We start from the raw sequence: 16,409 nt of genomic DNA on the forward strand, positions 1-16,409 counted from the left end.
CTCAAGGATGAGATTTAGTAACTAATTGGAGATGAATGTATGACCGACTCGAAATTATTACGTGGTACGATGATTCTAACGATGGCAACTTTCGCCTCAAGGATTCTTGGCATGGTGTATGTATTCCCGTTTGTCGCAATGGTAGGACAGCAGGGACTGGCTCTTTATCAGTATGGCTATCAGCCCTATGTGATTCTTCTCAGCCTGGCAACGCTCGGTGTGCCGATGGCTGTTTCAAAATTTGTTTCCAAATATAACGCAATGGGAGATTATAAAACAGGGCAGCGTCTGTTAAAAACCGGTATTTTATTTATGAGTATGACCGGCTTCCTGGCATTTTTAGCATTATTTTCGATGGCTCCTGTTATATCCGGATGGATTATCAGTGATCCAAGTGATTTAGACGGAAATTCCCTGACAGATGTTACTTTCGTTATCCGCATGGTCAGCGTAGCCTTGCTTATTATTCCCGTGATGGCAGTAGTCCGTGGATTTTTTCAAGGAAATCAGTCAATGGGACCGACAGCTGTCTCTCAGGTACTGGAACAGCTTGTTCGTATTGTATTTATCCTAAGCATGGCTTATTCTGTTCTTTACATAATGGATGGAGACCTTGGTACCGCAGTAGGGTTTGCCACATTCGGCGCCTTTGTGGGAGGCCTCGGAGGTTTAGCAGTTCTGCTGTTTTATTGGAAAAAAAGAAAATATTTTATCCGGCAGCAGGTAGAGGAAAGTACGGTAGATCACAATCTCCCATTAACAAAGATGTATAAAGAGCTTATTATGTACGCTCTGCCTTTTTCTTTTGTAGGACTGGCGATTCCGCTTTTTCAGCTGGTGGACTTGTTTACGTTTAACAACGCCCTTACTGCTTCCGGCTACACGCTCGGACAGGCAGAAACGATGTACGGCGTATTCTCTGGTTCGGCGCATCGTTTAATTCTTATTCCAGTAGCTATTGCAACAGCAATGAGTATTACGTTAATTCCAGCTATCACCAAATCTTTTACAAGCCAGAATGATGAGGTGCTGCAAAACCAGATCACCCAGGCTTTTCAAGTTATTATCTTTTTGGCAGTACCAGCTTCAGCCGGCCTGATGATATTGTCTTATCCTACATTTGCGCTTTTGTTTGGTTTAGATGATATTGAGGTTGGCGGCTATATTCTTCGTTACTATGCACCAGTGGCTATTCTATTTTCGCTTTTCTCTGTGAGCGCGGCAATGCTCCAGGGCATTAACCAGCAGCGCTTTGCGGTGCTTTCCCTTATAGTGGGAATTGTAATAAAGCTGATTTTAACTTATCCGCTGTTACTCGCTCTTGGTTCGATGGGAGCTATTATCAGTACATTTGTCGGCTTTACCGCAGCGATTATATTTAACTTAGTGATTATCGCTAAATATGCTGACTTTAACTTTCTTCCGTTAATCAAACGGACCATTTTAATTGTTGCCGTAACGCTTGTCATGAGCCTTGGGGTAATCATCGTAAAGGAAGGCGCAGAGCAGCTGTTTCCACTTGTTTCCTGGACAAACGCCCTCTTAGTGGAAGTATTTGCTATGATCACAGGCATTCTTCTTTACTTTGTCCTTACGGTAAAAATTGGTTTAGCCGGCCATATACTTGGCGACAGATTTTCCATTTTAAAAAAAAAATAGCAGAGCGTAAACGTACGTGATTTCCATGCTATACTCTAAAAAAAGAAGGGCCTTCGAGGTGAATAATCAACGTGCAAAAATATAAAAATTACGATTGGTGGATGATTGGTGCAACGTTTGCACTGGCTATTTTCGGGATGATTATGATCTACAGCGCCAGCTTTCCACTTGCTATTGATTTATATGACAACCCTGCGCACTTTTTTCAAAGACAGCTTATCTTTTTTATTCTGGGCACCGTGTTCTTTATTTTCTTTATGCACTTTCCCTACAGACGGTTTCAGCTATTTATTCCTTTTATGATGCTGGCATCCATTCTGTCACTTGTTCTCGTACTGCTTATAGGCAATGAAGTCAACGGGGCGACAAGCTGGTTTAATGTAGGGCCGTTTACCATTCAGCCTGCTGAATTTGTTAAAATAGCTGTGATTATTTACCTTGCTTATGTATATTCAAAAAAACAAACATATATTAATCGTTTAGTTACCGGCGTGATGCCGCCGCTTGTGATGATTGTCATCGTTTTTGCTCTTATTGCCCTTCAGCCTGATATAGGAACGGCCGCTTCGATGATAATGACGACGGGGGTTATCGTTTATCTGTCGGGAGCGAAATTAAAGCACATTGCGGGACTTGGGGCAGTCGCGGTGGTGGTTATTGGTATTCTTGCTGCAATTGAACCTTACCGGGTTCAGCGTTTGACAGCGTTCCGTGATCCTTTTGAAGTAGCAGAAGCAGCCAGCGGAAGCGGCTATCAGCTTATTCAATCGTATATCGCTTTTGCGCACGGAGGCCTGTTTGGAACGGGACTGGGGCAGAGCGTGCAGAAAATGCATTTTCTGCCGGAGCCTCATACAGACTTTATCCTTGCAGTCGTAGCAGAGGAACTGGGCATTTTCGGTATTGGTTTTATTCTTTTGTGTCTTGGGACGATAGCGTGGAGAGGTTCGTTGATTGGTATCCGCAATCGGAACCAGTTCGGCACGCTGCTGGCATTTGGCATTGTTTTTCAGCTTCTCAGCCAGGCTATTATTAATGCCGGAGCTGCCACAGGGTTAATGCCGATTACCGGTCTTACTTTTCCGTTAATGAGTTATGGCGGATCCTCGCTGCTCGTAACGATGGTTCTACTGGGCATCTTAGCTAATATATCAAAATACACATCACTGGACCGGAAAAAGTCCGTAGAGGAAACAAACGCTATCTAGGTTCATTCAGGTAGCGTTTTTCCTTTTACCATTTGTTTAAATAAAGGAGAATCCGTTATGTTAATTATAGGATTTGGAAAACTCGCAAAAATGATAGTAAATGTTCACCCGGATAAACCACTTCCGGTATACAACAGGACGAAACAGCATGTGGAAGAAGATACAAATGCTTACTATGTGCCAACAGAATCATTTTCAGAATATATGAATGCCATAATAGCCCTGCCGGAGGAAGCGACTTTATCTTTTCTGGAAGCTCATATTCACGAATTTCCGAAGCAGGCGGCAATTTATATTACGTCCACATCGATCCAGACCGAAGAAATAGCGGATCAGTATCCTGATTACAACATTGTCTCTTCAAAATTTGCAGGGCATGCGCTTCAATCTGATCTGGAAAAAAGCGGAGGAACGTTTGTCATTCCACCGGCCTTCTTAAAAGAAAAGAAATACATTGAAAAATGGCTTCAGGACGCTTTTCACGTAGTACACGGAGAAGAAGCAGACGTGCTGGAAGCCAATCAGACAGCGGTAGAGGAAACAGTGGAACTTATTTTGCAGCTGGAGAAAAAGCTTAAAGAGAAAAAACATCCCGGAACCGATAAGAACTGCCGTTATGAAGCAGATTCCGGCGGGAGTGATCCATGCGCACATCCGCGGAGAGCACGGAGGTTTTGTAAAGAAAATCTGGAAGCAGAAGGAGGAGGAGTATGAGGATTGATAAACTCCTGGCCCACACAGGCTATGGTACGAGAAAAGAAGTAAAGAAGTTAGTAAAACAGGGGGCTGTTGAGGCAGACGGCATAAAGATAAAAAGCTTTTCTGCGCAGGTGAACCCGGACAAAGAAGTCATTACAGTAAAAGGGGAGACCGTAGAATACCGGGAATTTATCTATTTAATGATGAATAAGCCGCCGGGTGTGATCTCGGCTACAGAAGATGATATGCATGAGACAGTCGTTAATATATTGGAACTGGAAGATATAGTGCGGCAGCCTTTTCCAGTAGGGCGGCTGGATAAAGATACGGAAGGCCTTCTGATTTTGACGAATGATGGAAAGTTTGCCCATGGCATTACGTCCCCTAAAAAGCATGTGTCGAAAGTATATGAAGCGGTGCTGGATCAAACAGTTACAGAGGAAGATAAAAAACGATTTGCAGAAGGTATTGTTCTCGACGATGGATATGAGACGAAGCCTGCCCGTCTGGAGCAGATAGACAGCGAAAAAATGCTGGTGCATATTACCATTTCGGAAGGGAAGTTTCATCAAGTGAAGAGAATGTGCCATGCTGTAGGTAAGGAAGTGCTGTTTTTAAAAAGAATTCAAATCGGCGGCATTGTGCTCGATCCTAAACTTGAAACCGGGGAATACAGAGATTTACGGGATGAAGAAATCGAGGAACTGCAGAATTCATAACAGACAGCAACCCTCCGGCTGCGCGCAGGAGGGTTGTGTGCTTTACAATCAGTTTAGGATAAATCAGCTTTCGGTGTGTCAGGATGCTTTAACGCGCTTTCGGGTAGTTGCCCACTTTCCTCTGGAAGGACTGTGAACAAGATCATTGTACTCCAAAACATTTAAATCTCTCTGAATCGTCCGCTGTGTGATTCCGAACTCATCAACCAATTCTGTCGTTGTCACTGTCCCTTTCTGCTTAATATAAATATAGATGGACTTTACTCGTGTGATCATACGGTCGGTTGAAGTTCTCAAAAAACCACTCCTTATCCATGATTTATAAAGCGCTGTGTACAGGGAGCTGCTTTACGTAATAGATCGATGGGTTATGGGTCTGCTGGTATAATTAGAGTGTAGGCAATAGAGAATTGGTAGTACATTTTACAAAAAATAGCACCCTTTACTCTTTTATTGTACAATAATTCCGAAGCATTTCCAATTTTCTAAAAAAAACTCCATATAATCTTAATATATGGAGTCTTTTTACATATCATTTATTCAAATTCAAACAAATCAGTGCTTAAATATCGTTCTCCGGTATCACATGCAATGGCAATAACCATTTCATCAGAAGAAAGCGTCTTTGCTTTTTCCAAAGCGGTATAGCAGGCTGCGCCTGATGAAGGACCAACAAGAATCCCTTCTTCTTTGGCCAGTCTTCTTGTGATATGATAAGCATCTTCATCGGTAACTGTATCGATCCGGCTGTAAACCTCCTGATTGAGTATCGGGGGAATAAACCCTGGACTAGTACCGACCAGCTTGTGTGGACCTGGTTTTCCACCTGAAAGAACGGGTGATCCAAAGGGCTCCACAACCAGCACATCAAGTTCCGGATAGAATTCCTTTAATTTTTCGCCGGTGCCAGTAATGGTTCCGCCGGTACCGGAAGCGGCAACAAACGAAGCCAGCGGCCTGCCTATTTCTTCCACAGCCGCCCGGATTTCCAATGCGGTCGTCCGGCGGTGGGCGTCCGGGTTGGCTTCGTTTTCAAACTGCATAGGCATATAGGCATTAGGAATTTCGCTTACAAGCTCATGGGCGCGTTCAATAGCGCCCGGCATTTTTTTGTCTCCTGGTGTGAGCTCCACCTTTGCTCCATAAGCCTTGAGCAGGTTAATACGTTCGAGTGACATGGTATCCGGCATTACTAAAATAGATTGATAGCCTCGGGCTGAGGCGGTCATAGCAAGTCCGATTCCGGTATTGCCGGATGTAGGTTCAATGATTACGGTATCCTTATGGATGAGACCCTGTTCTTCTGCCGTTTTAATCATATTTAAAGCCGCCCGGTCTTTTACGCTGCCGCTTGGATTCTGATATTCCAGCTTTAAGTACACTGCAGCGCCCCCTGGATCGGGCAGTCTGTTTAATTTAACGAGTGGCGTGTTTCCTACCAATTCTGATACATTGTTTACAACAAGCATGCAATCCCTGCTTTCTACACATTTTATCAAGACTTCAACAGAATTTTACCATATCGTAAAGAGGTGTCCCACTAAATGGCTTTATTTCGCGTTATTCTGCATGTTGCTGTTCTATTTCTATTTTTTGGTGCGGGCTCTCTGCTTCAGCAGTGGCTTCAGCTGCCCGTACCAGGAAGCATACTTGGTATGATTCTGTTATTTTTGGCATTTTCGGCACGTCTCCTAGACCCACGCTGGATACGGGAAGGAACCGCATTGGTCCTTCGGAATATGCCGCTTATTTTTCTCCCGGTTACTGTCGGTATCATGCAGTATTATTCTTTGTTTACAGGATCGGGTCTATGGCTCATAATCATAACGCTTGCGAGCACGTTTATCGTAATGGCTCTTACAGGTGTCACCGCACAGCAGCTGATGGGGAGGAAGCAAAAACATGAATGACGTAGTAACTGCTGTCATAATGATCGTATTGACGATAGGGATGTATTTAGCAGCAAAACAGCTGTATAAACGCTTTCCATCCCCTTTTACGCTTCCTGTTCTTATAGGAACTATACTCATTATTGTCGTGCTGGAAACGGGAAATGTGACATACACGGTTTATATGGAGGGAGGACGGTGGATTGAATATTTTCTTGGACCTGCCGTTGTCGCTCTGGCTTATCCGCTTTACAGTCAAAGAGAAGTATTGAAGCGCTATTTGATTCCTATCCTCTGCAGTTCCGCGGTAGGAGCTGCTGCAGGAACGGCCTCAGGATGGGGTCTCTCTATATTAGTCACGAGGGAGCAGGAGCTGCTTGCTTCTGTTCTGCCTAAATCTGTTACGGCCCCCATTGCAATGAGTGTAGCAGAATCTCTGGAGGGCATACCAGCCCTGGCTGCGGTCTTTGTAATGATAGCCGGGATCGGAGGCGTCATGATGGCACCGTACGTTACCAAATGGTTTCATATCACCCATCCATTTGCCAAAGGCATGTCAATGGGAAGCGGTGCGCATGCTATCGGAACTGCTAAAGCTCTTGAAAACAGCGAAGAGGAGGGGGCGGCCAGCTCTGTTGCCATGACTGTCAGCGCAATTATCGTTTCTATTATTGCGCCTTTACTTGCTTTTTTGGTTTTTTGAATAGTCAGAGGGAAGATTGTGTATACTATATATAAGAGAGGAGAGCGATTATGGCCCAGCTTTTAAAACTATCTGATTATGCCTCGCGGTATGAGCTTGATATGTACCATTATTCCAGCCAGTTCTCCAGATTCAAACAGGAACGCTGGAAAAAAATGAAGGCGGCCTGGCTTGAAGCCAATACTTCTTCTATTAATGAAACATTGGAGGAACCGGAAGCGGTTGAAGAGGAATGGCCCGAATCTAAAACTGGATTTTTCAGGCGGACAATTTTAAAGAAACGCCGCCGGGCGGCTGAACAACCTGCTTTATTGGTAAATACACCGCCAGCTCAGGATAAACTTGCTTTTTACCGCGGGAAAACAAAAGAACAGCTTATAGAAGCATTTTACGAAGAATTGTTTCAATCCCAGCTGCGCTGGGCAAGCTCTTCTCTTCTGGAAGAGTCCACGATCGCACCGGTGCTGCGTTATAACCAGCATCTGAAATATTTCTTAAGGGAATGGCCGGATAATTTCTTTGTGTTATTCCGTCCCGTTTTCTATGTAAAAAATGCGCCGGTAGAATTGGATATTATTGTGATAACCCCAACAGAGATCATCTGTATGTTTTTACTGGAAGGGAAAATGAACAGCGTATTCGATACATCCACAGGGAGATTTTGGAACGAATACGCAGAAGGAAAGATTACAAAAACCCTTAATCCGGCTATCCCGATGCAGCGGATGAGCAGTATGGCGGCGACGATTATGGAAGCCGATGGGATTGAACTGCCGATTCGAAAAGAAATCATTGCTCCCGGATCTATTATTGACCGGAAAGGATACGCCGGATCGTCTGAATTAATAGATAAGCAGACGCTTCCCGCCTGGCTGGAAGCAAAAAAAAGAAACCCGGCTCCTGTGAAACTCGCTCAGATCCAGGCTGCAGAAGCTCTTTTTAAACACACGTCCACGCAGTCGCGTATGAAAATTCGGCCGCCCTCTAATCAATAAAAGAGGACGGCCGATTTATCATATTTATGGGAATACAATGGTTTTATTCTGGTTTACGAGCACTTTGTCTTCCGTGTGCCATTTTACCGCACGGGCGAGAGCCAGTTTCTCTGCATTTCTGCCTGCTACTCTTAATTCTTTTACAGAATAGCGGTGGTTTACGCGGAGAACATCCTGCTCAATAATAGGGCCTTCGTCCAAGTCATTCGTTACATAGTGGGCAGTGGCACCAATTAATTTAACGCCGCGGTCAAACGCTTTCTGATAGGGATTGGCGCCAATGAACGCCGGAAGGAAAGAATGATGAATATTAATGATTTTATTTTCCAGCGATTCTACAAAAGACTCGCTGAGAATCTGCATATAGCGTGCAAGAACAACGACATCGATCCGGTGGGACTCAATTAATTTTAGAGCTTCAGACTCCGCAGACTGTTTATTCTTTTTATCAACAGGTATATGATAAAAAGAAATACCATAGCTCTCCGCGACATCTTTCATCGTTTCATGATTGCTGATGATAAGGGGGATTTCCACATCCAGTTCACCGGAACGCCAGCGCCATAACAGTTCGAGAAGACAATGATCTTCTTTTGATACGAATATGGCTATTCTCTTTTTATTTGTGCATCTTCAAGACGCCAGTCCATCTGAAACGGAGCCGCGACTGTGGAAAAAGCTTCCCGAAGCTCCTGGACAGATGCTTTCTGATTTGTATCAAGTTCAATCCGCATAAAAAACATACCGTTTTCCGGATCGGTCGTATATTGGTCTGACTGAACGATATTAGCTCCCTGTGAAAAGAAAAAATCGGATACAGCGGCTACAATACCGGGCTGATCGGTGCACGAAATAAGAAGCCGTGCTCTATGCTGAGATGATTTACTCATAAATATCCTCCTGTTTGCTGGAACTGCATTTTTATAATGGAACGGATAATACTATATCACTCTTTCTATAGAAAAAAAAGATTATCATATAAGGAGCAAAAGAAGATGAATGCATCTGCTGCGACAGAGAGTCAAACGATTAGAGCCTTCATGAACGACATGCAGACCATTACGATTATTCCTGCCTCAGGAATCAACAGCGAAGCGCTTTACATCACACAGGAGTTTCAAAACCTTAAGCTCGAAATAGAAAAGGTGGAAAGTGTGGAAGAACGAGCTATTTTCTATTTAGTGGATGAGCTTGAAGCCGGAACGGTATATAGAGTTCGATCAGAAGAAGATGAAGAGCTGAATATTATGGTGGAAACAGGAGAGAGCCCAAGATCACAGGCTTTTGAAGAGAAATACTATTACGATGGCGAAGACCTGGGGGCTTTTTGTGAAAAAAACAGAACCACTTTTGCTGTCTGGACACCGGTAGCAGAAGAGGCGTACGTTCTGTTAGTAAGTCTGGACAATACGGATATCGTACTTGAAAGGCTTCCGATGAAGCGAACGGAAAAAGGGGTGTATCGTTTTTCTACTATCCGCTCTCTTCACGAAGCCGCTTATCAGTACGAAGTGCTTATTAATGGAGAGTATAAACGAACTGCAGATCCATACGCCATATCCTCAACAGTGAACGGCCGTGCCTCTGTCGTGGTGGATTCTGAAAAGCTGGGACTAGGAAAACCTGTTTCTCTTCCTGCCTTTTCCAGTCCTGTTGATGCCGTTATTTACGAAGTGCATATGAGAGACTTCAGCGCTCATTATAACAGCGGAATGTATCAAAAAGGAAAGTACGGAGCCTGGACAAACATGGGCAAAAATAGAGAGGCAGTCTCTCCCGGTCTGACTTATATTAAAGATTTAGGAATTACCCATGTGCAGATTCTGCCGCTGCAGGATTTCGGCAGTATAGACGAAGCAGAATATCCGCCGGCCTATAACTGGGGATATGATCCGATTCACCATTTTCGTGCCGGAAGGGAGTTACGCTGACGATCCTCTTGATCCGACGGCCAAGGTTGAAGAATGCTGGAAGTTTATTAACCATCTCCATGCTCATGGGCTTCGGCTGGTGCTGGATGTTGTATATAACCATTTTTATGATGAAAAAACGTCACCGCTTTCGCTTCTCGTTCCCGGCTATTATTTCAGATATACGGAAACGGGAGAGCTTTCCAACGGCACAGGCGTTGGAAACGATACGGCATCTGAACGTGGAATGATGCGCAAATATATATTAGACAGTTTGAAGCATTGGATGGATTTTTATCACGTTGATGGATTTCGTTTTGATCTTATGGGCATCCACGACATGGAAACGGTACGCCAGGCGAAGGAACTTGTATCTGCACGCAAAAAAGACAGCTTATTTTATGGAGAAGGCTGGGATCTTGATACAAGTCTTCCGCCGGAGCAGAGAGCCACTCTTCATCACGCCGGAGAGCTTTCGGATGTTGGTTTTTTCAATGATGGCCTGAGGGATTTTTCCAAAGGAAGCCACATGGACATGGAAACACCCGGATTTGTAAATGGATCTGGGGAGAATGCGGCAGGTCTTCCCTTTTATTTAAGCGGTTCGGTATTGGAAGAAATGGATCAAGGCCCATTGTTTCAGTTTCCTATGCAGTCGATTAATTATGTGGAGTGCCATGACAACTATACCCTTTGGGATCAGCTTACTAAGTCCAGGCCCGATCTGGCAGAGGAAGATATTAAACGTATGCATAAACTGGCCTCTGCTCTCGTTATCCTATCGCAGGGCGTTCCTTTTCTTCATGCGGGCCAGGAGTTTTACCGGACCAAGTTTGAAGTGGAAAACAGCTATAAATCCCCTATTTGGATTAACCAGCTGGACTGGGAGCAGAAAGAACGCAATGGAGACGCCGTGAGCTTTATTAAAAACCTGCTTGAGATACGAAAAAAGTACGAGGTTCTGCGGCTTAATCATAAAGAAGACATCCGTGATGCCTTTGAGATATTGTCCACTGAAAATGGCTGTACGGCAGTGAAATGGGAGAATGCAGAAGAAGAGCTGCGGCTGTTTTTCAATGCTTCCCCGTTTGAACAGACCCTGCCGCTTGAAGAAGAGAAAACGTTTCATATGATCGTTGACGGAGATATAGCTTCTTTGATACCATTAAGAACGATTCGCTCTAATAGGATAACGATACCGCCATTAAGTACGGTAGTTCTTGCTGTGCACGTATAAAATAAGCCTCTACAGGCGAATAAATAATAAAGGATTCCATTATGAAAAACTCAGATGACACAAACAAAACGAGAGTGAATATATTGGAATTTCAATTAGGAGACGGATGGAACGTAAAGCCGGCAGGAGGATCAAGCGGAGAAGCCTATATTGCCTGGCTGGGCGAACGGAAAATTTTTCTAAAAAGAAATTCCTCCCCTTTTCTGGCTGTTCTTTCTGCGGAAGGCATTGTTCCGAAGCTTCTGTGGACAAAGCGTCTGGAGAATGGAGATGTCATTACAGCACAGAAGTGGGTTAACAGTAGAGAGCTGCGGGCAAAAGATATGGGCGAACCGCAGGTGGCGGAACTTCTCTCCAAAATTCATTCATCGGCAGAACTGCTTGATATGTTTCAGCGGATTGGCAATAAGCCGAGAACGCCGGAACTTATCGTCAGAGAACTGGAAAACAGTTACAAGAATCTTGTGGAAAAGCACCCGGCGATGGCAGAGGCCCTGTCTTATATGAAAGAAGAACTTCCCCATATAACCCCGGCTAAAATGGTCGTATGTCACGGAGATATGAACCATAATAACTGGATCGTCAATGGGCGGGGAGACCTTTATCTTATAGACTGGGACAGCGCTTCAGTAAGAGACCCGGCCTATGATGTCGGTCTGCTGCTTCATGAGTATATTCCCGAGAAAGAATGGACCGCCTGGCTTGATCATTACGGTTTATCGTTGACAGAAACCCTGAAAACAAAAATGAACTGGTATGTTGTGTCGCATGCTCTTGAGCAGGCAATAGAGCATCAGCGGAAAAATGATCTGCTGACTGCCTCGCAGTGGGTTACGTATTTACAGACTGCTTCTTTTAAAACAACCGCAGAAAAAAAGCGGGAACAATAATAATATCTATGCCTCTCTGATTTTCAGAGAGGCATATTTTCCAGAATCATACATAAGGGGGAGCTTTAATGAAAAAAGGCGTTATTTGTTTAGGTGAAGCACTAATTGACTTTATTCCTGCAGACAGCAGCAATTCTCAATTTATAAGAAGCCCGGGGGGCGCTCCGGCCAACGTGGCTGTAGGTCTTGCAAAAATGGGGATCGATTCCTATTTTGCCGGGAAGCTTGGAAACGATGTAATGGGAAGATTTTTATTTGATACGCTGCAGCATTTCGGCGTCAAAACAGATATGATTTCTTTTACCGAAAAAACAAAAACGGGCGTCGTTTTCGTTACCAACAGCAGCAGCGGTGAAAGATCGTTTGATTTTTATATTAACCCCGCTGCCGATCAGCTGCTTGAAGAAGCAGACATTAGCGAAGAGCTGTTTGAACAGGCGTCTGTTCTGCATTACGGCTCTATTTCATTAATAGGGGAAAGCACCCGCCTTGCCACGTATAAAGCAGTCAATACAGCGAAAGAAAAGCAGATGCTGCTTTCGTTTGATCCCAACATCCGACCAGCCCTATGGCCGTCAATAGAAGAAGCCGTGAAGCGGATTAAAGATATGCTCCCTCAGGCAGATATCGTTAAAGTGTCAGAAGAAGAGCTGGAGCTGATCAGCGGAGAGCCGGAAGAGGAGCAGGCTCTTCGACAGATGGAGATGTATAACATCCCGGTTCTTATTATTACAAAAGGGGAGCTGGGCAGCACACTTGTAACAGGAGGAGAAAGATGGGATATTCCTGTTGAAAAAGTAGATGCGGTAGATACAACAGGAGCAGGGGATGCCTATGTATCCGGACTGCTGAGTGCCATCATTGAACAGGGCCGTCCTCTTGCAGAATTATCAAAAGAAGAATGGCTGGATATTGCCCATGCGGCAAGTGTATCCGGCGGCCTGGCCGCTTCGGTTAAGGGAGCGATGGCGGCTCTTCCAACAAAAGAAGACGTCAACAGCCGTAAATAAAAAAACAAGGAGTATGCTATGAGATTACGATATAAGCCGTGGGCTTCAGATTATATAAACGAAAATAAAAAGTATGTAAAACTAGCTGAAGATGCGCCCGCAGGCCGGTGGAAAGAAGAGTTTGGAAATGAGCGGCCGCTTCATGTGGAAGTTGGGACCGGCAAGGGAAAATTTTTAAATGACATGAGCCTGGCCAATCCGGATATTTCTTATGTTGGCGTGGAAGTGTACGACAGTGTGCTTGTAACTGGTGTACAGCGTGCAGTTGAGGAAGAACCGGATAACCTATGTTTTATTAATGGGGATGTGTTTTTTTTAGAGGACATGTTTGCTGAAAACGAAGTGGACCAGCTGTACATTAACTTTACGGATCCGTGGCCGAAAAAGAGGCATGAAAAGCGAAGGCTCACCTATTCTTTATTTTTAGAACTTTATAAGAAGGTGCTGAAATCGGATGGTATCATTCAATTTAAAACCGATAATCAAGGGCTTTTTGAGTACTCGCTGGAAAGCATGAGCCAGTTTGGAATGAAGCTTGAAACCGTGAGGCTGGATCTGCATCATAGTGAAGAGGCGGAAGGCAACATAATGACAGAATATGAAGCTAAATTTTCTGAAAAAGGACAGCCGATTTATATGGTGCGTGCCCGTTTTCAATAGATTGGGAGAGGCTTAGGCCTCTCTTTAATGATATACTAATTAATGTTAACGATTACATATAAAGAAAGGGGACAGCCATATGGAAACACTTCATATTGGAGATTATACATTAACCTGGCTCCGCGGCGGCGTCACGCATCTGGACGGAGGAGCAATGTTTGGGGTCGTACCGAAAGCCCTGTGGTCTAAAAAATATCCGGTTAACGAAAAAAACCAGATTGAATTAAGGTCCGATCCGATACTTATTCAGGGACACGGAAAAAACATTCTGCTGGAAGCTGGGCTTGGTAATGGAAGATTTAATGAAAAACAAATGAAAAACCTTGGTATTACAGAAGAATCCTTCGTAGAAGAAGATTTAAAGTCTCTTGGGCTGAAGCCGGAAGACATTGATGACGTATTAATGACACATATGCACTTTGATCACTGTGCGGGACTGGTGAAGTGGGAAAATGATAAAGAAGTACCCGCTTTTGAAAAAGCAGAAGTTCATATTTCACGACCAGAGTGGGAGGAACTCACAAATCCAAATATTCGTTCAAGAAGTACTTATTGGGAACATAACTGGAAGCCTATTGAACATCAGGTGAAGCTTTTTGATACAGAGCTTGAACTGCTGCCGGGATTAAAACTCGAGTGGACAGGCGGACACAGTGCAGGTATCAGCCTGCTGACAATCGAGCAGAAAGACGATATGCTGATTCATATGGCTGATAACATGGGCACCCATGCCCATCAAAATGTATTATGGGTCATGGCCTATGATGATTATCCAATGGATTCCATTGCTGTAAAGCAGAAGTATATGGATATAGGCTATAACAATGAAGCGTGGTTTACTTTTTATCATGACTACAAGTACCGGGCCATCCAATATGACAGCAGCGGACAGCCTAAACAGATGATAGAAAAAGAGATTAAATAAAAGCCTCTACTCCGGAACAGTCATTCGACTGTTCTTTTTTTGATTAAATACTGGCTGTTTTTGAATGAAAATGAATGATATTTAAAAATAATTATGTATATTTGATTATTTTTGATTGATTTTGATTGAAAGTGATGCTATTATCTTTTTAAGAGTTCATTAATTCATGCAGAGGATCAAAAAGTAAACGCTTACTTTATGAGAGCTGTATGTGAAGGAGAGAAAGAAATGCTGCACGCTCAGAGAAAAGAAGCGATCATTCAAGAATTAAAGCTCAAAGAAGTCGTGTCTATTCAGGACCTGGTTGATAAAACAGGTGCTTCGGAGTCAACGATAAGAAGAGATTTAAATGATCTTGAATCAGAGAACTTCATTAAACGCGTGCATGGCGGTGCTTCTTTATCCCGACAAAAAATATACGAACCGACGATCGCAGAAAAAGAAGCCGCGAATCAGCCGGAAAAATATAAAATTGCTGAATGGGCTGCTTCGCTGGTAAAAGAAAAGGAAAGTATATTTCTTGATGCCGGAACAACGACGCTTGCACTTATTCCTTTTCTGGAAAACAAACAGGTGACCGTTGTTACCAATGGCATCACTCACGTTCCGCTTCTTTTACAGTATAATATTCGAACGTATGTGACCGGAGGCCTCGCTAAACCCGGAACAGCAGCGCTGGCAGGCGAAAAAGCAGCTTCCTCCCTGAAGGAATTCCGATTTGATACAGCATTTGTAGGCATTAATGGCATTCATCCATATTACGGGTATTCCACTCCGGATCCTGATGAAGCTCTTGTCAAAAACGCGGCAATTTCTTATTCTACAAGGTCAGTGGTTATTGCAGATCATTCAAAAATCTACGACGTTTCTTTTGCAAACGTAGGGAAGCTTTCAGAAGCCCAGATTGTCACCAGCAGCTATGCAAATAAAGATCAGCTCAGAAAAATTCAGCAGGAAACTAGAGTAAAGGTAGTGGACATATGATTTATACAGTTACGCTTAACCCCGCAGTCGATTATGTTATTGAAGTACCTCATTTTAAAGAGGGAAGCGTCAACCGGACAAGCCGGGAATGGAAGTACCCCGGTGGTAAAGGAATTAACGTATCGAGGGTGCTTCAGAGAATGGGCGCGCCGAGCAGAGCACTGGGTTTTGTCGGCGGCTTCACCGGTGGATATGTCGAGAAGGCTCTGGCTGCAGAAGATATTACATCCTCCTTTATTCAAGTAGAAGGGGATACCCGCATTAATATAAAAATCAGCGGGGACACGGAATCTGAAATAAACGGAGCTTCTCCTGATATTTCAGACCGAAATAGAAAAGAGCTGGAAGAACAGCTTTCCGGATTAACATCCGACGATAGTGTGGTTCTGGCAGGCAGCGTCCCGGCCAGCCTTCCAAAAACAATCTATAAAGAAATGATCACCTTGTTAAAAGAGAGAGAGATTACCTGCTACCTGGATACGAGTGGAGAAGCCTTGAAGGAAGCATTAAAAGCAGGACCTGATTTTGTAAAGCCCAACCATCATGAACTGGCGGAGCTGTATGACGCGGAAGTGGAAACGATGGAGGAGGCTGTTCACTACGGTAATAAGCTTCGGGAAGACTTCGGTGTGAGCCATGTAGTGATCTCTATGGCAGGAGAAGGAGCTTTGTATTTGCATGACGGAGGCCGTCTTATCGCAAAGGTGCCGCCTAGAAAGCCGCTTAATTCAGTAGGAGCCGGAGACTCACTTGTAGCGGGGTTCATTTATGAGCACCAGAAAAAGGGGACGCCGGAAGATATTATCTCCTTTGCGGTCGCGACAGGAAGTGCCACTGCATTTTCAGAGACGTTTTGTACGAAAGAGCAGGTAGAAGAACTGTTAAAACAGATGGAGTGTACCACGGTATAACATTAAGTAA

General features: G+C 44.0%; 17 protein-coding genes and 1 pseudogene. 15 read left to right on the forward strand and 3 right to left on the reverse strand.

Annotation, left to right across the window (positions count from 1 at the left end):
- Positions 1–39 precede the first annotated feature (39 nt).
- The 4 genes from MMY81_RS22020 (at position 40) to MMY81_RS22035 (ending at position 4,285) form a co-directional block, all read left to right on the forward strand.
- Positions 40–1,659: a putative polysaccharide biosynthesis protein gene (locus tag MMY81_RS22020; RefSeq protein ID WP_252314547.1), complete on the forward strand. Its 1,620-nt coding sequence runs from the start codon at positions 40–42 to the stop codon at positions 1,657–1,659.
- 71 nt (positions 1,660–1,730) lie between these two features.
- Complete coding sequence (gene ftsW / locus MMY81_RS22025; RefSeq protein ID WP_252314548.1) at positions 1,731–2,867, forward strand: putative lipid II flippase FtsW; 1,137 nt, start codon at positions 1,731–1,733, stop codon at positions 2,865–2,867.
- Between the two features lie 57 nt (positions 2,868–2,924).
- Positions 2,925–3,581, forward strand: a complete 657-nt coding sequence (locus tag MMY81_RS22030) for a hypothetical protein (protein ID WP_252314549.1) — start codon at positions 2,925–2,927, stop codon at positions 3,579–3,581.
- Entirely contained in the window at positions 3,578–4,285 is a 708-nt protein-coding gene (locus MMY81_RS22035) for a pseudouridine synthase (protein WP_252314550.1), read from the forward strand. The genes MMY81_RS22030 and MMY81_RS22035 overlap by 4 nt, the downstream gene beginning before the upstream one ends.
- A gap of 78 nt (positions 4,286–4,363) precedes the next feature.
- On the opposite strand, the gene MMY81_RS22040 is transcribed toward MMY81_RS22035, so the two are convergent.
- Together MMY81_RS22040 and cysK are read right to left on the reverse strand one after the other, a co-directional pair.
- On the reverse strand, positions 4,364–4,582 hold the full coding sequence (locus MMY81_RS22040) for a DeoR family transcriptional regulator (RefSeq protein ID WP_252314551.1): 219 nt from the start codon (positions 4,580–4,582) through the stop codon (positions 4,364–4,366).
- A gap of 239 nt (positions 4,583–4,821) precedes the next feature.
- The gene (gene cysK, locus MMY81_RS22045; protein WP_252314552.1) at positions 4,822–5,754 is read right to left on the reverse strand and encodes a cysteine synthase A; all 933 of its coding nucleotides are present in this window, start codon (positions 5,752–5,754) and stop codon (positions 4,822–4,824) included.
- Between the two features lie 75 nt (positions 5,755–5,829).
- Here cysK and MMY81_RS22050 point away from each other — a divergent pair, with 75 nt between their 5' ends.
- Genes MMY81_RS22050 through MMY81_RS22060 form a run of 3 tightly spaced genes read left to right on the forward strand, consistent with a single transcriptional unit; the run spans position 5,830 to position 7,872 of the window.
- Positions 5,830–6,195, forward strand: a complete 366-nt coding sequence (locus tag MMY81_RS22050) for a CidA/LrgA family protein (protein WP_252314553.1) — start codon at positions 5,830–5,832, stop codon at positions 6,193–6,195.
- Positions 6,188–6,877, forward strand: a complete 690-nt coding sequence (locus MMY81_RS22055) for an LrgB family protein (RefSeq protein ID WP_252314554.1) — start codon at positions 6,188–6,190, stop codon at positions 6,875–6,877. The genes MMY81_RS22050 and MMY81_RS22055 overlap by 8 nt, the downstream gene beginning before the upstream one ends.
- A 50-nt stretch (positions 6,878–6,927) precedes the next feature.
- Entirely contained in the window at positions 6,928–7,872 is a 945-nt protein-coding gene (locus tag MMY81_RS22060; RefSeq protein WP_252314555.1) for a hypothetical protein, read from the forward strand.
- Positions 7,873–7,896: 24 nt separating this feature from the next.
- Here the strand turns inward: MMY81_RS22060 and purU are convergent.
- Positions 7,897–8,762 (reverse strand): annotated as a pseudogene (purU, locus tag MMY81_RS22065) (formyltetrahydrofolate deformylase).
- 105 nt (positions 8,763–8,867) lie between these two features.
- Here purU and MMY81_RS22070 point away from each other — a divergent pair.
- The 8 genes from MMY81_RS22070 (at position 8,868) to pfkB (ending at position 16,399) form a co-directional block, all read left to right on the forward strand.
- A complete protein-coding gene (locus tag MMY81_RS22070) occupies positions 8,868–9,803 on the forward strand; it encodes a hypothetical protein (RefSeq protein ID WP_252314556.1) in 936 nt (311 codons plus the stop codon).
- Positions 9,760–11,019 carry an alpha-amylase family protein gene (locus MMY81_RS22075; RefSeq protein WP_252314557.1) on the forward strand — a complete coding sequence of 420 codons (1,260 nt, stop codon included), beginning with the start codon at positions 9,760–9,762 and terminating at the stop codon, positions 11,017–11,019. The genes MMY81_RS22070 and MMY81_RS22075 overlap by 44 nt, the downstream gene beginning before the upstream one ends.
- 41 nt (positions 11,020–11,060) lie before the next feature.
- Positions 11,061–11,909 (forward strand): phosphotransferase family protein, encoded by an 849-nt coding sequence (locus MMY81_RS22080; RefSeq protein WP_252314558.1) that lies wholly within the window; start codon positions 11,061–11,063, stop codon positions 11,907–11,909.
- 68 nt (positions 11,910–11,977) lie between these two features.
- Entirely contained in the window at positions 11,978–12,919 is a 942-nt protein-coding gene (locus tag MMY81_RS22085) for a carbohydrate kinase family protein (RefSeq protein WP_252314559.1), read from the forward strand.
- Positions 12,920–12,937: 18 nt separating this feature from the next.
- Entirely contained in the window at positions 12,938–13,579 is a 642-nt protein-coding gene (gene trmB, locus MMY81_RS22090) for a tRNA (guanosine(46)-N7)-methyltransferase TrmB (protein WP_252314560.1), read from the forward strand.
- Positions 13,580–13,658: 79 nt separating this feature from the next.
- Positions 13,659–14,504, forward strand: a complete 846-nt coding sequence (locus MMY81_RS22095; RefSeq protein ID WP_252314561.1) for a YtnP family quorum-quenching lactonase — start codon at positions 13,659–13,661, stop codon at positions 14,502–14,504.
- A 228-nt stretch (positions 14,505–14,732) separates the two neighbouring features.
- The gene (locus MMY81_RS22100) at positions 14,733–15,488 is read left to right on the forward strand and encodes a DeoR/GlpR family DNA-binding transcription regulator (RefSeq protein WP_252314562.1); all 756 of its coding nucleotides are present in this window, start codon (positions 14,733–14,735) and stop codon (positions 15,486–15,488) included.
- Positions 15,485–16,399: a 1-phosphofructokinase gene (gene pfkB / locus MMY81_RS22105; RefSeq protein ID WP_252314563.1), complete on the forward strand. Its 915-nt coding sequence runs from the start codon at positions 15,485–15,487 to the stop codon at positions 16,397–16,399. The genes MMY81_RS22100 and pfkB overlap by 4 nt, the downstream gene beginning before the upstream one ends.
- Positions 16,400–16,409: the final 10 nt, after the last annotated feature.

Source organism: Sinobaca sp. H24 (assembly GCF_023845525.1).